Source organism: Streptacidiphilus sp. MAP12-33 (assembly GCF_041261265.1).
Taxonomy (GTDB): Bacteria; Actinomycetota; Actinomycetes; order Streptomycetales; family Streptomycetaceae; genus Streptacidiphilus.
The window spans coordinates 1-14987 of record NZ_JBGCCA010000072.1; the positions used below are offsets into that span (position 1 = coordinate 1).

Here is a 14987-nt window from a genome sequence, read left to right on the forward strand (position 1 = left end):
TCGGCTCGCGCCCTGAAGATCGGCCCCCGGACCCACTCGAAGTGAACGCCGGGGCGCAGTACTTGCTCGCCGCCCTTCGCGTCCCATTAGGCGTATTCGTCCCGCGCGAACCGCGTCTACCTGCGTCGTCGGGGTATCCGCGCCACCATTGCCGAGCCCGCCGATCAGGCCAGGAACCGCAGGCGTCGCGGCCGCAGCGGCGGTCGGTCCCCACTCTTCGACCGGGAGGACTACAAGGCCAGGCACGCGGTCGAGTGCGGGATCAGCCGGCTCAAGCAGCACCGGGCGGTGGCCACGCGCTTCGACAAGCTCGCCGTCCGCTTCGAGGCCACGGTCCACATCGCCGCGATCAACATCTGGCTGTGAGCCGGGAACGCGGGGCATGCCATGCTGGCCGCGCGGTCATGCCCGTGACCGCGCGGCCAGGGAGAGGCAGGCGTTCGATGGCGGCCCGCTACTACTGCGCGGACAGTGAGAACGGCGACCACATCGACGGCCCGTCCGAGGATGCGTTGTTCATGCTGATCAGCGACCTGGACGACGCCGACAACACCTTCGTCGTCATCCAACCCGACGAGGATGACCCCGCCTGGTTCGCCTCCGTCGCGGCCCTCGACGAAGGCGGCTACGAGGTCGTCCGCCGGGACACCACACGCGGCCAACACGAGGTCACGACCGTCACGAGCATCAACCAGATCGCGAAGGACCTCACCATCTGGATGGCTGGCCGGAACCACCCCGACCGGCACACCAGCACGTTCTAAAACACGGCCTAGCCGGTCCCGGCTACTCCTCCACGTCCTCGAAGAGGCCCAGCATCCGGGTGAGGACGCGGGTGGTGGTCGCGAGGTCGGCGTCGGTGAGGTCGCCCGCCGCCTGACGCAGCACGGCGTGCTCGCGGGCCACGATCGCCGTGATCGCCGCCTGCCCCGCGTCGGTGAGGCGGATCAGCGAGGAACGGGCGTGCGCCGGGTTGGGGACCGCCTCCACCAGCCCGGCCGCCGCGCCGTCGTTGACCATCCGCTGCACGAACTGCCGGCTCAGCGACTGAGCCCGGCCCATCTGCGGCACGGTCATCGGCCCGTGCTCGCGCAGCAGGTCCAGCACGGCTCGGACGCCCACGGAGACGCCCTGGGCGGCGTCGAGCTCGATCCGGCGCTGGACGCGCCGGTAGAGCGGGCCGACGAGCGCGAAGACTTCCATCAGGCGTCCCGGCAGTTCGTCGGGGGAGAGGGGCACGGGCGACTCGGTCACGGGTCCACTGTCTCACACAGAATGACAACCGAGTTGCCATTCTTTTGCAGTCATGACACCTTGGTTGTCATGACTGAGATCGCGTTCTTCGAATCCCAGGACGGTCCTCTCGCCTACCGCGACGCCGGACCGCGCGACGGTGCCGTGCTCGTGCTCCTCCACACCGGCTTCACCGACGGACGCCAGTTCGGCAACCTCACCCCCGGCCTGGTCGCCCTCGGGTACCGGGTCATCGCTCCCGACACCCGCGGCCACGGGCAGTCCGCCAACGCGACGCGGCCGTTCCGTCAGTCCGACGACCTCGCCGACCTGTTGCGCCATCTGGGCGTGCGTCAGGCCGTGCTGGTCGGCGTCTCCATGGGTGCCATGATCGCCATCGACACCGCGCTGGAGCACCCCGGGCTGGTGCGCGCGCTCGTCGTCAGCGGCCGGGGCATCGGGGACGAGGACTGGACCGACCCGTGGGCCGCGAAGTTCCACCAGGCGCAGTACGCCGCGCTCGCCGCCGGCGATCTGGAGGGCTGGGCCGACAGCTGGACGGGCTGGATCGCCGGTCCGGACCGCTCGCTCGACGACGTCGACCCGGAGATCGTCCGGCAGGTGCGGGCGATGGGCCTGCACACGATGCGCAAGCACACCCCGGACGAGCCGAACCACGTGGTGCCCGTCCATGACGTCGCCGACCGGGTGAAGGCCCTCACCCTCCCCGTTCTCGCCGTGAACGGCGCGGCGGACGTGCCCGGCCACCTCGCCACCGTCGACGCCTTCGTCGCCGCCGTCCCCGGCGCTCGCACCGTGCTGCTGGAGGGTGTCGGCCACTACACGACCATGGAGGCCCCCGCCGAGTTCACCCGCCACCTGGCCGACTTCGTCCGGGATCTCGACGGCGCCTGAGCCGATCAGGTGGGTGAGGAGTCGGGATAACGGCGGAAGCTGTCGGTGGCGATCGTGAACCCGAGCGGATCGGGAAAGGCGATCGCATCTCCGAAGACCCCGCTGTCGGCCAAGGTGTAACGGCCCTCCGCGCCGATCGAGAACAACTGCCACTTCCCGACGTTGGGATCGACGATCACATAGACCGGGATCCCCGCCTGCTCGTACTTGAAGTGCTTGTCCTGGTAGTCGCGCCGGATCGCGGCACGTCCGGAGGAGACCACCTCGACCACGGCGAGGACGATGGAGGCGGGGAAGTCCCGCATCTCGTCGGACCAGTCCTCCGGGCGGATGATCAGCGCGTCCGCCTTCGGTTTGTCCTCGGGAGACACGTCGATGCCCCGCTCGTTCCAGGCCATGAACGGATCGGGAACCGCACGCACGAAGTACCGGCCGACGTAGTCGTGCAGGGCCAGGGGATCGGCCTGCATGACGATCTCGCCGTCGATGAACTCCACGCGTACCTCCTCGGGGAAGTCATAGGTCTGGTACAGCGTGTGGAGCGTGCCGTCCGCGCCCATGAGATGTCCTCTCGCCGATGGGTCGAGCCCTGCCCCCAGCACACCACCGTCGGTCGCCGTGTTCAACGACTCGCGGCCACGCCGGGTCACTCGCCCGGCCCAGCCGCTGCTCGCGGCCACGTACCATGCCTGACCATGGAACGGTTCCGGGTGGTCGGCGGCGCGCGGCTCGCAGGGCGGGTGCGGGTGCCCGGCGCGAAGAACAGCGCGCTCAAGCTGATGGCGGCAACGCTGCTGGCAGAGGGCGAGTTCAGGATCGGCAACCTGCCGCGGATCCTGGACGTCGAGATCATGGCGGAGCTGCTGCGCCGGATGGGCTGCGAGGTCCGGCTGGAGTGGGAGGACGAGGCGAGCGGAGCAGCCGTCGTCACCGTTCCGGGTGAGATCGGCCATGAGGCCGACTACGACCTGGTACGGAAGTTCCGCGCCTCGATCTCCGTCCTCGGCCCACTGCTGGCCCGCTGCGGCCGGGTCCGGGTCGCCCGCCCCGGCGGCGACGCGATCGGCTCGCGCGGGCTCGACATGCACATCGACGGCCTGACGCGGCTCGGCGCCCGGATCGCCACCGAGCACGGCTTCCTGGTGGCGGAGGCGCTCTCCGGCGGCCTCGTCGGCGCGTCCGTGGAGCTGGAGTTCCCCAGCGTCGGTGCCACCGAGAACATCCTGATGGCCGCGGTCCTGGCCAAGGGTGAGACCGTCATCGACAACGCGGCCCGTGAGCCGGAGATCGTCGACCTGTGCGAGATGCTGGTCGCGATGGGCGCGAAGATCTCCGGCGCCGGTTCCTCCACGATCGAGATCCAGGGCGTGGACCGCCTCTGGCCGGTCGCCTACGACACCGTCCCGGACCGCATCGTCGCCGGAACGTTCGCGGTCGCGGCCGCGATGACCATGGGCGACGTGCGCGTGGACCACGCGCGCGCCGAGCACCTGCGGGTCGCCCTCGACAAGCTGGTCACCTCGGGCGCGCAGGTGAGCGCGGACCCTGAGGGGTTCCGGGTGGTCATGGAGCACCGCCCGCGCGCGGTGGACGTGGTGACGCTGCCGTATCCCGGCTTCGCGACGGACCTCCAGCCGCAGTTCGCCGCGCTGAACGCGGTGGCGGAGGGCACGGCGATGATCACCGAGAACATCTTCGAGGCGCGGTTCGTCTTCCTCCAGGAGCTGGCCCGCCTGGGTGCGGACGTCCGCACGGACGGGCACCACGCGGTGCTCAGGGGTGTCCCCAGGCTGTCGGGCGCCCCGGTGGTCTCCTCCGACGTCCGCGCGGGCGCCGGCCTGGTCCTGGCGGGGCTCGTGGCCGAGGGCACGACGCTGGTCTCGGAGATCCACCACATCGACCGCGGCTATGCGGGCTTCGAACAGCAGCTCCGCGCGCTCGGCGCGGACATCTCGCGCGAGACGGAGACCCACTAGGACCCACGGGGACCCCGGGGGCGCGCGCCCCTGAGGGGCTCATCGCAGCAGGGATCTCGCCCGTTCCGCGTCGTCCTCGAAGACCAGGACGCGCCGACCGGCGCGGGTGTCCGCGAGGGTGTAGCGGATGCCCGCTTCGTCCAGTCGGGCGCCGATCGAGGACGCCTCGGCGTCGTCCGCCGGGGCCGCCACGGCGACCAGCAGGCCGTAGTCCCCGGGCGCGCCGGAGCGGGGTGTCCGCTGCGCCAGGGAATGGCCCTTGCCCCACGTCCAGCGCAGCAGCAGGACGAGGATTCCCACCACGAGAAACGGTGCCAGCACCCGCAGGGTGAGCGCGATCACGCTCCCATTCTGCTTCGTGGGGCCCCGAAGTGTGTAGATTCCTGCCAGGCACGACGCCGTGCGCGGGTGATCCTCGTGTGCGCGGCGGCCGTGGCCCCACCCATACGACACGACACGGAGGACACCACCGTGACCAGCAGCATCGCCGTCGTCGGAGCCGGGCTCATGGGTTCCGGAATCGCCCAGGTCTCGGCCGCAGCCGGCCACGACGTGGTGCTGCGGGACGTGACCGACGCCGCGCTGACCCGTGGACTGGACGGCATCCGCGCCAGCTACGCCAAGTTCGTCTCCAAGGGCAAGATGACCCAGGACGACATGGACGCCGCCCTGGCGCGCATCACCACCACCACGGACCTCGGCGCCGCCGGCACCGCGGACATCATCGTCGAGGCCGTCTTCGAGCAGTTGGAGATCAAGGAAGGCGTCTTCCGCGAGCTCGACAAGATCGCCAAGCCGGGCGCCGTGCTGGCGACCAACACCTCCGCGATCCCGATCACCCGCATCGCGGCCGTGACGGAGCGTCCGGAGGACGTCGTCGGGGTGCACTTCTTCTCGCCGGTGCCGATGATGCAGCTCGTCGAGCTGGTCCGCGGCTACAAGACCAGTGACGCCGCCCTGGCCACCGCCCGCACCTACGCCGAGAGCGTCGGCAAGACCTGTGTCGTCGTCAACCGCGACGTCGCGGGCTTCGTGACCACCCGCCTGATCACCGCGCTGGTCGTCGAGGCCGTCAAGCTCTACGAGTCCGGCGTCGCCACCGCCGAGGACATCGACACGGCCTGCCGTCTCGGCTTCGGCCACGCGATGGGCCCGCTGGCCACCGCGGACCTGACCGGCGTCGACATCCTGCTGCACGCCGCCCACAACATCTACTCCGAGACGCAGGACACCAAGTTCGCCGCGCCGGAGATCATGGCCCGCATGGTGACCGCCGGGGACCTCGGCCGGAAGAGCGGTCAGGGTTTCTACGGCTACGGCGAGAAGTAGCACCCGCTCCTAATGTGACGTGGGCCCCAGGTGAGTTGGCTCACCTCGGGGCCCACGTGGCATCCGCCGTCCCCGATAATCAGACGAACATCCGCACGCTTGGCTTGCGGCAAAACGATTCCTCCATCACCTACACGGGTGAATTCCTTTCAGATCTCGCCGTGGCCAGCAACGTACTCGCCTGTCGTTGCGTCAGATGAGAGAAGTAACGCGAGCGAGGGGAGCCCGCATGTTCATTCGCGGTGACCACCGTCACCTCGTCGTGGAGGGCGAACTCGACGTCCGCTCCGCGGCGGACGCGCGCACCGCGCTGCACCGCGCCGTCGACGACGGCGTCGGTGATCTCGTGCTGGACCTCAGCGGGCTCTCGGCCTGGGACGCCACCGGGCTCGGCGTCATCATGGGCACCCACCGGCGCGCGGGCCGCGTCGGCCGGCGGCTGGTGCTGCGCGGCGTGCCGCTGCAACTGCAGCGGCTGCTGGTGGCCACCAAGCTGCACCGGATCCTGGCCATCGAGAGCTACTACCCCGCGGCCGATCCGCTGCCCGTCTCCATCCCGTGATGCCCCGCCCATAACGGTCTGGTCTCGACCACTCCCCAGTGGTCACTTCCGTACCCCAGAATGACCCCCGCAACGCGCCCTGCGGCGGCGCGGGCGATCGGGGCCAAAGACGGGGCCGGAAGAGACTCATGGGCGAAGCAACAGGCCACCAGTCCGCTCGCACCCCCAGTGGTGGCGAGCTGGTGCTCAGGAACAACGCGAGCGGCACGGTGGCCACCACCGTGCCTGAACAGTCGAGCGCCCAGTCCGGCGACCGCCGGGCGGACGGCAGCACCCGCACCGGCGACCTCGTCGTCGGCGACCTGCTGCTGACCGTCAACGCCCCCGAGGGCTCCACGCCGCGGTCACTGCCCGCAGGGCGCCGTCCCGCCGCGCCCGTCCCGCCCGCCGTCGCGACCGGCCCCGCCCGGTACGCCCTGGCCGGGCTGCTGGAGCGCGAGGAGCAGTGCGCGCGGCTGCGCGCGCTGCTCGGCCAGGGGCGCAGCGTGCGGCTCACCGGTCCGCACGGCTCCGGCCGGACCGCCGTACTGGAGGCCGTCGCGACCTCCTGCGCCACGCTGACGCCCGGGGGCGTCGTCCGCCTCTCCGCTCACCGTCGGCCGCTCGGAGACCTGCTCCAGGCCCTCTACGAGGCCCTTGGCGGGACCCCCGGACACCGGCCCTCCCGGCGCGAACTGCCCGGCCTGCTGGCGGGCGTCCGCGCCATCGTCCTCGTCGACGACGTCGACTTCGGCGGCGAGGCCCTCGACGACCTGCTCGGCGCCGCCCCCGACTGTGCGTTCCTGATCGCCGCCACCCCTGACACGCCGACCCCGGAGGTCGGCGCGCCCATCGAGGAGTCCCGGCTGGCCGGGCTCACCCGCGCCGGAAGCCTCGCCCTGCTGGCCAAGCTGGCCGGACGCTCCCTCGACGAGAGCGAGCGCGCCTGGGCGGTGGACCTCTGGTTCGAGTCCGAGGGACTGCCGCTGCGCTTCGTGCAGGCCGCCGCGCTGCTGCGCCACCGTGAGCTGGCCATCGACGCCCTCGCGGGCGGACTGGTCGAGCCGGACGAGGACCCGGTCCCGCTGCCCTCGGTCGCCGAGAGTGCCGCGCCCGCGGTCCGCATCGGCCGCGGCCTCGGCGAGCCCGCGCGGCGGCTGCTGCGGCTCGCCTCGGCGCTGGGCGGGGAGATCCCGACCCCGCCGCACCTGCCGGCCCTGATCGACGTCGGCCACGGCGAGGCCGCGGTCGAGGAGCTGGTCGAGGCGGGCCTTGCCGAGCCCACGCCCGGGGCCACCCACCGGCTCGTCGAGGGCGTCGCCCTGCTGCTGGCCGAGGAGTGGCCCGCGGTCGGCCTCCCCGACGCCGCCCAGCACTTCACCTGGTGGACCGGGCATGCCGCGGTGACGGAGGCCCAGATCGCGGCCGAGGCCGAGGTCCTGCTGGCCGTCCTGCGCACGGACCAGGAGGCGGGCCGCCACGAGCAGGTGGTCCTGCTCGCGCGCGCCTGCGCGCCGTCGTTCGCGCTCGCCCTGCGTTGGGGCGCGTGGGAGCGCGCGCTGCGCTACGGGCTGGAGTCCGCGCGGGCGACCGAGGCGGTCGCGCAGGAGGCGTGGTTCCACCACGAGCTGGGCGTGCTCACCTTCTGCGCCGGCGCGTACAGCCGCTCGCGCGCGGAGCTCGAGGCGTCGGTGGCGCTGCGGGGCGCACTCGCCGACTCCCGTGGCACGGCGACCGGCCGGCACGTGCTCGAACTCCTGGACCAGGCCGTCACCCTCTCCGGCGCCACGGCGGTCGGCGGGGGCGGCAGCCGCCGTGAGGACGGCCTCCGGCGCTTCGCGCTGTTCGCCGCGCGCCGCTCGTCCGCGGCGTCCGGCGCGGTGCCGGGCGCTCCCGTGCGGATGACGGGCCGCCATGCTCTGGACCTCAGCAAGCAGCCCGCGAGCCGCAGGCAGCTGGCGTTGGCGGCCGGGGGCGTCGTCCTCATGGGCATCCTCGGCGCGGGCGTCGCGGTCGCGGTCACCTCGATGGGCGGCAGCCACCCGCACACCGGCACCCCGGTCGTCCCGGCGTCCTCCCCGACCGCCACGGACCCGGGCCTCCCGTCCGCGACGGACACCCCGTCCGACGCGCCGTCGGCGTCGGCCTCGGGTTCGGCGTCGGCATCGGCGTCCACGAGCGGTTCGGTCGTGCCGGCGAGCGGGTCGACCGGCCAGCCGGTCCAGCAGCAGCCGACCCCGGGCACCACCACGACGCCCCCGCAGACGACTCCCTCGGGCAAGCCGACCACCCCGACGGGCAAGCCCCCCACGGGCAGCACCACACCGCCGCCGCCGACCACGCCGCCGCCGAGTGCGTCGCCCACCGCGTCGCCGACCGACACCACCACCACGACCCCCGCGGCAGCCCCGAGCTGAGGCCGCGGCGCGGGGTGGGCGGGCTCAGAACAGCTTGAGCTTGTCGTCCTCGATGCCGCGCAGGCCGTCGTAGTCGAGTACGACGCAGTCGATGCCGCGGTCCGCGGCCAGGACCCGCGCCTGGGGCTTGATCTGCTGGGCCGCGAAGACGCCCTTCACCGGCGCCAGCAGGGGGTCGCGGTTCAGCAGTTCCAGATAGCGCGTCAACTGCTCGACGCCGTCGATCTCGCCGCGACGCTTGATCTCCACCGCGACCGTCGTGCCCTTGCCGTCGCGGCAGAGGATGTCCACCGGGCCGATCGCGGTCATGTACTCGCGGCGGATCAGCGTCCAGCCCTCGCCCAGGACCTCCATGCGGTCGGCGAGGAGCTCCTGCAGATGCGCCTCGACGCCGTCCTTGATCAGGCCGGGGTCGATGCCGAGCTCGTGCGTGGAGTCGAGCATCACTTCTTCCAGCGTGATGATCAACTTCTCGCCGGCCTTGTTCTCCACCGTCCAGCGCCCGTCCTCCTCCTTGAGGGAGCACGGCGGCGACATCCAGTTCAGTGGTTTGTAGGCGCGGTCGTCGGAGTGCACGGCGACACTCCCGTCCGACTTCACCAGGATGAGTCGCGGGGCGGACGGCAGGTGGGCGGTGAGCCGGCCTGCGTAGTCGACGGAGCAGCGGGCAATGACGAGACGCACGGCCGACCACGCTAGCCCACGAAGGCCATTCGAAGCGATTCCACCCGTCGAGCGTGTTTCCCGCCGCTGAACGAAACCGCCGCCGGGTCCGGCGGCGTTCTCCCTCACACCAGGAGTCGACCACGCAGCGCAGCGGAGCGGTTACTGTCGGATCATCTTGAGACTGGCTTGATCCATTCGCTGCGTACTGGTGCCGCTGCGTACGGAGGCTTACGGTGTGTCACGGCCACTCAGGGTAGGGAGATTGCCACATTCCGCTCCCTGTCCGGCCGTTCCCTGGGACGCTGGTAGTGGTGCCACCGTCCGCTCTGCACCACCCCCCGGGGGAGCCGCTCCGGGGGCCCTGCGAGAGGAGAACCCATGTCGCTCGACGTCTCACCGGCCCTGCTCGAGAAGGCCGAACGAGGCGAGGTCGACGAGCGGGAATTCGTCGACTGCGTCCGCACCTCCCTGCCCTACGCCTGGGACCTGATCAGCTCGCTGGTGCTCCAGCGCCAGGTCGACGGCGGTGAGTTCGCCGACAACCAGGTGCCCCCGCCGTCCGAGAAGGAGCGCGGCCAGCTGCTGCGCGCCCTGGCCAGCGACGCGATCAGGGGTTCCCTGGAGCGGCACTTCGGGGTGCGGCTCGCGTTCCAGAACTGCCATCGGGTCGCGGTCTTCTCGCCGGGGCCCGAGTCCGACGCCCGCTATGCCGTGTTCACCTCGGTGCGGGCCCAGCTGCTCAACCAGTCCGAGGAACTTCGCGACTGCTGAGCGGCACCGCTCGAAGCCCGGAGATCAACGTTCGGAGATCAGAGTTCAGTCCTGCGGAAGCTGGGGGAGGACCTCCGCGCCCAGGCGGGCGATGTTGGCCACCGTCTCGGCCCGGTCGCCGGAGCCCTCCACCAGCAGGGCGAAGCGTCGAATGCCGGTGCGCTCGTGCGTCGCGAGCAGCCGGTCGGCGCAGAGCCTCGGCGTGCCCACGGCGTGCAGGTCGCACAGCAGCTCGGTGTACTGCTCCGGATCGCGCATCCGGCGCTCGCGCCCGTCCACGGTGCGGTGCGCGCCCAGGCCGTAACGGAAGAAGTCCGGCATGGAGCGCAGCAGCCGCGAGCGGGCCTCGGCCGTGCGGTCGGCGACCTGGGCGACGCCGGCGGCGACGTGCTCGGCCTCGATCCGGTCGACCTGGTCAGGGGTCCGGCCGGCCTCGAGCGCGGCGGCGCGGTACGCGGCCACCATCTCGGCCTTGTCCTCGTCGCCGGAGTGCATGCCGAGCAGCATCGGCACGCCCTGCTGAGCGGCCAGCCGCACCGAGCCGAGGGAGGTGCAGGCGATCACCACGGGCGGCCCCCCGGCCGTCCGTGCGCCGCCGCCGGCCGGGGCCGCCGGCGCAAGCGAGGTGAGCGGCGGGGTGGTCTCCGCGAAGGCGTGCTGGGACGGACCGGCCTGACGGGCCGTCCGCGGTGTCTCGCCCGGACGGCGGCCGCTGCGCTGCGCCTGGAACGGCTGCTCCGTGGCGCGCGGCACCACGGCCACCTCGGGGAAGTTGTAGCGGGGCCCGGAGGCGCCGACGCGCGACGAGCGCAGCCAGCGCAGCAGCAGCTCCAGCGACTCGGGGAAGCCCTGCTCGTACGCCTCCGCGCCGCCGCCGAAGACGGCCAGATCCACCCACGGCCCGCCCCGCCCGACGCCGAGGGTGAACCGGCCGCCCGAGGTCAGGTGCAGCAGCGCGGCCTGCTCGCCGAGGCGCACCGGATGGTGCGTCGGCAGAACGCTGACCGCGGTGCCGATCCGCACCCGCCGGGTGCGGCCCAGCAGCAGCCCGGCCAGCGTCGCCGCGTCCGGGCAGACGCCGTAGGGGACGAAGTGGTGCTCGGCGAGCCAGACGCTGTCCAGGCCCGCCTGCTCGGCCGCCACGGTGGCCGTCACCGTCCGCTCCAGCGCCTCGGCGTGGCCCTGTCCGGGGAACTGTGCGGAGAGCAGGAACACTCCGGTGCTGAGCCCGCCCGGAACCCGCCGCGCGCTGCGCTGCCGCGGCAGCTTGTACGGCGCGAGGGTGGGCACTGCGCTGGCGTGCACGGCGGACATGGAATCAACTCCTTGGCCTCGCGGAGAACTTCGACCCCGCGGCTACCACAGGAGTAACTCACGTCATGTGCCACGGGCACAGCGGAACCCGGGCATCGAAGCAATAACGGGTGGTTTTGCCGTCGCACTCTCGTCAGAACCGAGGTGCTGTGGTAAAAGCCACCCCCGGCGTGCTCGGGGGGTGCGCGGGGCGCGCTCCACTACCCTGGAGTGACCAGCATGCCGCCCAGCTAGGGGGAATCATGTCTCCTCGCCGAAGTCGCCCCCGTGCGGACGACAGCCAGAACGCCCGTCCGGTTACCGGTGGCACCTGGTTGGAGCGGACCGAGAACCACGGCGGCGAGGAGTGGAAGGTCCGGGCCGTCGCGGGCGACAGCGGCAAGTCCTACCGCTGCCCCGGCTGCGACCAGGAGATCCCGCCCGGCGTCGGCCACATCGTGGCCTGGCCGGAGTGGGGTGGGGTCGACGACCGGCGCCACTGGCACCGCGCCTGCTGGAGCAACCGCGAACGCCGCGGCCCCGACGTGCTGCGGGGACGCGGCGCTCCTCGGTACTGACGGGCGGGGAGGCGTCAGGCGTCCCGGCGCTGGAAGAGCAGATAGCCGAAGCCCAGCGCGGCCACGACCCACAGCAGGCAGATGAAGAACCCGGCCCACGGCCCGTACGGGATGCCGGACGCCTGGTGCACCGAGGCCAGCTGGCTGCCGGCCTGGTCGGGGAAGTAGTGCGCCACCGTCTTCACCTTGGGCACTGCCCGCAGGATCGGCGAGATCAGGAAGAAGAACGGCATCAGCAGCCCGAGCGAGAGCACCGGCTTGCGCAGCAGGAAACCGACGCCGAGCGAGAGCAGCGCGATCAGCGTCATGTAGAGGGCCATGCCGAAGACCGCGCGCAGCACGCCGGGGTCGCCGATGTGCGCCTTGTGGCTGCCGAGCAGCGTCTGCCCCAGGAAGAACGAGACGAAGCTCGTCGCGATCGCGACCGGCAGCACCAGCCCCAGCACGACCAGGGACTTGGCGGCCAGCAGGGTCGCCCGCCCGGGTACCGCCGCGAGGCTCGCCCGGATCATGCCGCTGCTGTACTCGTTGCCGATCACCAGCACGGCGAAGACGATCACCGCGAGCTGGCCCAGGTAGATGCCCGAGAAGCTGGTCGAGGTGGCGTCGAAGGTGGCCTTCTCGGAGGCCGGCATGGAGTTCCAGTTGGCGTTGGTGACGGCGCAGATCACCGCGCTGAGGCCGACGGTCACCACGAAGGCGACCACCAGGGAGATGTAGGTGGACAGGACCGTGCGGACCTTGATCCACTCGGAACGCAGCACCGGCACCATGGTCAGCCCTCCTTCTTCCAGTCCGCGCCCCACTGCTGCGGGGTGGTCTCCGGTGGCGTCGCGGAGTCGGTCTGGTACTCGACGGACTCCGCGGTCATCCGCATGAACGCCTCCTCCAGCGAGGCGCGCTGCGGGCTCAGCTCGTGCAGGGTGACTCCGTGCGCGGCGGCGAGGTCGCCGATCCGCGTCATGTCGCCGTCCTCGACCTCGAAGGCGCCGTCGCCGTCCCGCCCGGCCGTCATCCCCGCGCCGGAGAGCGCGTCGAGCAGTTGCTCCGGCTGCGGCGTGCGCAGCCGGACGAAGGAGCGGGAGTTCTCGTCGATGAAGCGGTTCATCGCCATGTCGGCCAGCAGGCGCCCCCGGCCGATGACGATCAGGTGCTCGGCCGTCAGCGCCATCTCGCTCATCAGGTGCGAGGAGACGAAGACCGTGCGGCCCTCGGCGGCGAGGCTCTTCATCAGCGTGCGGACCCAGAGGATGCCCTCCGGGTCCAGCCCGTTGACGGGTTCGTCGAACATCAGGATCTCCGGGTCGCCCAGCAGGGCGGCGGCGATGCCGAGCCGCTGGCCCATGCCGAGGGAGAACCCGCCCGACCGCTTCTTCGCGACCGCGCCCAGTCCGACCAGGGCGAGCACCTCGTCCACCCGCCGGGCCGGGATCCTGTTGCTGGCCGCGAGCCAGAGCAGGTGGTTGTGGGCGGTCCGCCCCGGGTGCACCGCCTTGGCCTCCAGCAGCGCGCCGATGTACTTCAGCGGCTGGCGCAGCTGCCCGTACTTCTTGCCGTCGATCCGCACCTGGCCGGACGTGGGCCGGTCGAGGTCGAGCATCATGCGCATGGTCGTCGACTTGCCGGCGCCGTTCGGGCCCAGAAAGCCCGTCACCACTCCCTGCGGGACGGTGAAGCTGAGATGGTCGACGGCGAGCTTGTCGCCGTACCGCTTGGTCAGATCCTGGACCTCGATCATGTGTGTCACCCTAGGTCAGGATGGCCCGGTTCGCGGTTCCGAAGCACCGTTCGGTGCATAGGCTTGTCCCCATGACCGAACGACTCTCCGTGCGCGAGGCGGGCTCCGGCACGCCTCTGGTCCTGCTCCACGCGTTCCCGCTCTCGGCCCGCATGTGGGAGTCCCAGCTGGACGAGCTCCCCGGTTCGGACGGCTCCGATGCCCGCGTCCTCGCCGTGGACCTCCGCGGCTTCGGCGGCACGGCACTCGGCACGGACGACCCGTCCCTGGACCTGCTGGCCGACGACATCGCGCTGCTGCTGGACGCGGCCGGGATCGACCAGGCGGTCCTCGGCGGTCTCTCCATGGGCGGCTACGTCGCGATGGCGTTCGCGCGGCGGTACCCGCAGCGCCTCTCCGGCCTGCTGCTCGCCGACACCAAGGGCACGGCGGACACGGACGCGGCCCGGGAGAACCGGGAACGGGTCGCGAAGGCGGTCCTGGCGCGGAACAGCGTCCGGCTCCTGGTCGACGAACAACTGCCCGCGCCGCTGCTGGGCGCGACGACGGCCCGACGCTGCCCGAAGCTGGTCGACCACGTGGCCGGGCTGATCGGCGAGGCCGCGCCGGAGTCGGTGGCCTGGGCGCAGCGCGCGATGGCGGCTCGGCCGGACTCGCTCGCGTCCCTGCGCGCGGTCGACGTCCCCGCCCTGGTCGTCGTCGGCGACGAGGACACGCTCACTCCGCCGTCCGACGCGGAGGCGCTGGCCGCGGCGCTGCCGCAGGCGGAACTCACGATCCTGCCGGGCGCGGGCCACCTCTCCGCGCTGGAGGTGCCGGAGGCGTTCAACACGGCGGTCCGCGGGTTGCTCGCCCGTATCGACTGACAGAAGATGTCAGGGGAGTCGGTGCATGGTGGGGTCATGACTTCGATTCCTGACGGACGGCACGACTTCGACTTCCTGGTGGGCACCTGGCGGGTGCAGCACCGCAAGCTGGCGGACATGACCGATCCGGCGTGCGACGAGTGGGTCGAGTTCGAGGGCGTCCAGTGGATGCGTCAGACCCTGGGCGGGCTCGGCAACATCGACAATCTGACGGTCGAGTCGATGCCGAACGGCGGCTCGTTCGAGGGCATGTCGGTACGGCTGTTCGACGTCGAGGCGGGCCTGTGGCGCATCTGGTGGGCGTCGACGTCGGCACCGGGCCACCTGGACCCGGGCGTCTCGGGCCGCTTCACCGGCAAGCGCGGCGAGTTCCGCGGCGAGGACGTGCTGAACGGCAAGCCCGTCTCCGTCCGCTTCGACTGGACCGTCCTCGACGCGGACACCGCCCGCTGGGAGCAGTCCTTCTCCTTCGACGCCGGCGAGACCTGGGTCCACAACTGGCGCATGTCGTTCACACGCCTTTAGCCGCAAACGTCAGGGGCGCGGGGGGGGGGGGGGGGGGGGGGCCCCCCCCCCCCGCCCCCCCCCCCCCCGGGGGGGGGGGGGGGGGGGGGGGGGGGGGGGGGGGCGGGCGGGGCGACGCAGATAAAAGCGGGAAAAAGGG

At 71.8% G+C, this 14987-nt stretch carries 17 protein-coding genes and 1 pseudogene; 11 read left to right on the forward strand and 7 right to left on the reverse strand.

Annotation, left to right across the window (positions count from 1 at the left end):
• Positions 1-90: 90 nt before the first annotated feature.
• Positions 91-366 (forward strand): annotated as a pseudogene (locus ABH931_RS39240) (transposase); the annotation flags it as partial.
• Positions 367-443: 77 nt separating this feature from the next.
• The gene (locus tag ABH931_RS39245; protein WP_370124716.1) at positions 444-764 is read left to right on the forward strand and encodes a hypothetical protein; all 321 of its coding nucleotides are present in this window, start codon (positions 444-446) and stop codon (positions 762-764) included.
• Between the two features lie 22 nt (positions 765-786).
• Here ABH931_RS39245 and ABH931_RS39250 read toward each other — a convergent pair whose 3' ends face one another.
• Positions 787-1203 (reverse strand): MarR family winged helix-turn-helix transcriptional regulator, encoded by a 417-nt coding sequence (locus tag ABH931_RS39250; RefSeq protein ID WP_370124745.1) that lies wholly within the window; start codon positions 1201-1203, stop codon positions 787-789.
• Between the two features lie 120 nt (positions 1204-1323).
• On the opposite strand from ABH931_RS39250, the gene ABH931_RS39255 reads away from it, so the two are divergent.
• The gene (locus ABH931_RS39255; RefSeq protein WP_370124717.1) at positions 1324-2148 is read left to right on the forward strand and encodes an alpha/beta fold hydrolase; all 825 of its coding nucleotides are present in this window, start codon (positions 1324-1326) and stop codon (positions 2146-2148) included.
• A gap of 5 nt (positions 2149-2153) precedes the next feature.
• Here the strand turns inward: ABH931_RS39255 and ABH931_RS39260 are convergent, their stop codons facing one another.
• Positions 2154-2708: a Uma2 family endonuclease gene (locus ABH931_RS39260; RefSeq protein ID WP_370124719.1), complete on the reverse strand. Its 555-nt coding sequence runs from the start codon at positions 2706-2708 to the stop codon at positions 2154-2156.
• A gap of 135 nt (positions 2709-2843) precedes the next feature.
• Between ABH931_RS39260 and murA the strand changes: the two genes are divergently transcribed.
• Positions 2844-4124: a UDP-N-acetylglucosamine 1-carboxyvinyltransferase gene (gene murA / locus ABH931_RS39265; RefSeq protein WP_370124721.1), complete on the forward strand. Its 1281-nt coding sequence runs from the start codon at positions 2844-2846 to the stop codon at positions 4122-4124.
• A gap of 39 nt (positions 4125-4163) precedes the next feature.
• Here the strand turns inward: murA and ABH931_RS39270 are convergent, their stop codons facing one another.
• The gene (locus tag ABH931_RS39270) at positions 4164-4466 is read right to left on the reverse strand and encodes a putative signal transducing protein (protein ID WP_370124723.1); all 303 of its coding nucleotides are present in this window, start codon (positions 4464-4466) and stop codon (positions 4164-4166) included.
• 129 nt (positions 4467-4595) lie between these two features.
• Here ABH931_RS39270 and ABH931_RS39275 point away from each other — a divergent pair, with 129 nt between their 5' ends.
• The 3 genes from ABH931_RS39275 (at position 4596) to ABH931_RS39285 (ending at position 8411) form a co-directional block, all read left to right on the forward strand.
• On the forward strand, positions 4596-5453 hold the full coding sequence (locus ABH931_RS39275; protein ID WP_370124725.1) for a 3-hydroxyacyl-CoA dehydrogenase family protein: 858 nt from the start codon (positions 4596-4598) through the stop codon (positions 5451-5453).
• A 229-nt stretch (positions 5454-5682) separates the two neighbouring features.
• Positions 5683-6015 carry an STAS domain-containing protein gene (locus ABH931_RS39280; protein ID WP_370124727.1) on the forward strand — a complete coding sequence of 111 codons (333 nt, stop codon included), beginning with the start codon at positions 5683-5685 and terminating at the stop codon, positions 6013-6015.
• A 128-nt stretch (positions 6016-6143) separates the two neighbouring features.
• Positions 6144-8411: an ATP-binding protein gene (locus ABH931_RS39285; protein WP_370124729.1), complete on the forward strand. Its 2268-nt coding sequence runs from the start codon at positions 6144-6146 to the stop codon at positions 8409-8411.
• Between the two features lie 24 nt (positions 8412-8435).
• Here the strand turns inward: ABH931_RS39285 and nucS are convergent, their stop codons facing one another.
• On the reverse strand, positions 8436-9095 hold the full coding sequence (gene nucS, locus ABH931_RS39290) for an endonuclease NucS (protein WP_370124731.1): 660 nt from the start codon (positions 9093-9095) through the stop codon (positions 8436-8438).
• 360 nt (positions 9096-9455) lie between these two features.
• Between nucS and ABH931_RS39295 the strand changes: the two genes are divergently transcribed.
• Positions 9456-9848: an SCO5389 family protein gene (locus ABH931_RS39295; RefSeq protein ID WP_370124733.1), complete on the forward strand. Its 393-nt coding sequence runs from the start codon at positions 9456-9458 to the stop codon at positions 9846-9848.
• A 45-nt stretch (positions 9849-9893) separates the two neighbouring features.
• Here the strand turns inward: ABH931_RS39295 and ABH931_RS39300 are convergent, their stop codons facing one another.
• Entirely contained in the window at positions 9894-11162 is a 1269-nt protein-coding gene (locus tag ABH931_RS39300; protein WP_370124735.1) for an LLM class flavin-dependent oxidoreductase, read from the reverse strand.
• A 242-nt stretch (positions 11163-11404) separates the two neighbouring features.
• Here ABH931_RS39300 and ABH931_RS39305 point away from each other — a divergent pair, with 242 nt between their 5' ends.
• Positions 11405-11719 carry an ATP/GTP-binding protein gene (locus ABH931_RS39305; protein ID WP_370124737.1) on the forward strand — a complete coding sequence of 105 codons (315 nt, stop codon included), beginning with the start codon at positions 11405-11407 and terminating at the stop codon, positions 11717-11719.
• 14 nt (positions 11720-11733) lie between these two features.
• Here ABH931_RS39305 and ABH931_RS39310 read toward each other — a convergent pair whose 3' ends face one another.
• Entirely contained in the window at positions 11734-12498 is a 765-nt protein-coding gene (locus ABH931_RS39310; RefSeq protein WP_370124747.1) for an ABC transporter permease subunit, read from the reverse strand.
• Positions 12495-13457, reverse strand: coding sequence for an ABC transporter ATP-binding protein (locus ABH931_RS39315; RefSeq protein ID WP_370124739.1), 963 nt, complete (start codon positions 13455-13457; stop codon positions 12495-12497). The genes ABH931_RS39310 and ABH931_RS39315 overlap by 4 nt, the downstream gene beginning before the upstream one ends.
• A 71-nt stretch (positions 13458-13528) precedes the next feature.
• Here ABH931_RS39315 and ABH931_RS39320 point away from each other — a divergent pair, with 71 nt between their 5' ends.
• Both ABH931_RS39320 and ABH931_RS39325 read left to right on the forward strand, forming a co-directional pair.
• On the forward strand, positions 13529-14323 hold the full coding sequence (locus ABH931_RS39320; RefSeq protein ID WP_370124741.1) for an alpha/beta fold hydrolase: 795 nt from the start codon (positions 13529-13531) through the stop codon (positions 14321-14323).
• 36 nt (positions 14324-14359) lie between these two features.
• On the forward strand, positions 14360-14848 hold the full coding sequence (locus tag ABH931_RS39325) for a hypothetical protein (RefSeq protein WP_370124743.1): 489 nt from the start codon (positions 14360-14362) through the stop codon (positions 14846-14848).
• The last annotated feature ends 139 nt before the right edge of the window (positions 14849-14987 follow it).

Bases quoted from the DNA above. Each gene is read 5' to 3' on its own strand.
- ABH931_RS39245 (WP_370124716.1), top strand. From the start codon at position 444: ATGGCGGCCCGCTACTACTGCGCGGACAGTGAGAACGGCGACCACATC.
- ABH931_RS39250 (WP_370124745.1), bottom strand. From the start codon at position 1,203: ATGGAAGTCTTCGCGCTCGTCGGCCCGCTCTACCGGCGCGTCCAGCGC.
- ABH931_RS39255 (WP_370124717.1), top strand. From the start codon at position 1,324: ATGACTGAGATCGCGTTCTTCGAATCCCAGGACGGTCCTCTCGCCTAC.
- ABH931_RS39260 (WP_370124719.1), bottom strand. From the start codon at position 2,708: ATGGGCGCGGACGGCACGCTCCACACGCTGTACCAGACCTATGACTTC.
- murA (WP_370124721.1), top strand. From the start codon at position 2,844: ATGGAACGGTTCCGGGTGGTCGGCGGCGCGCGGCTCGCAGGGCGGGTG.
- ABH931_RS39280 (WP_370124727.1), top strand. From the start codon at position 5,683: ATGTTCATTCGCGGTGACCACCGTCACCTCGTCGTGGAGGGCGAACTC.
- ABH931_RS39285 (WP_370124729.1), top strand. From the start codon at position 6,144: ATGGGCGAAGCAACAGGCCACCAGTCCGCTCGCACCCCCAGTGGTGGC.
- ABH931_RS39295 (WP_370124733.1), top strand. From the start codon at position 9,456: ATGTCGCTCGACGTCTCACCGGCCCTGCTCGAGAAGGCCGAACGAGGC.
- ABH931_RS39300 (WP_370124735.1), bottom strand. From the start codon at position 11,162: ATGTCCGCCGTGCACGCCAGCGCAGTGCCCACCCTCGCGCCGTACAAG.
- ABH931_RS39305 (WP_370124737.1), top strand. From the start codon at position 11,405: ATGTCTCCTCGCCGAAGTCGCCCCCGTGCGGACGACAGCCAGAACGCC.
- ABH931_RS39315 (WP_370124739.1), bottom strand. From the start codon at position 13,457: ATGATCGAGGTCCAGGATCTGACCAAGCGGTACGGCGACAAGCTCGCC.
- ABH931_RS39320 (WP_370124741.1), top strand. From the start codon at position 13,529: ATGACCGAACGACTCTCCGTGCGCGAGGCGGGCTCCGGCACGCCTCTG.
- ABH931_RS39325 (WP_370124743.1), top strand. From the start codon at position 14,360: ATGACTTCGATTCCTGACGGACGGCACGACTTCGACTTCCTGGTGGGC.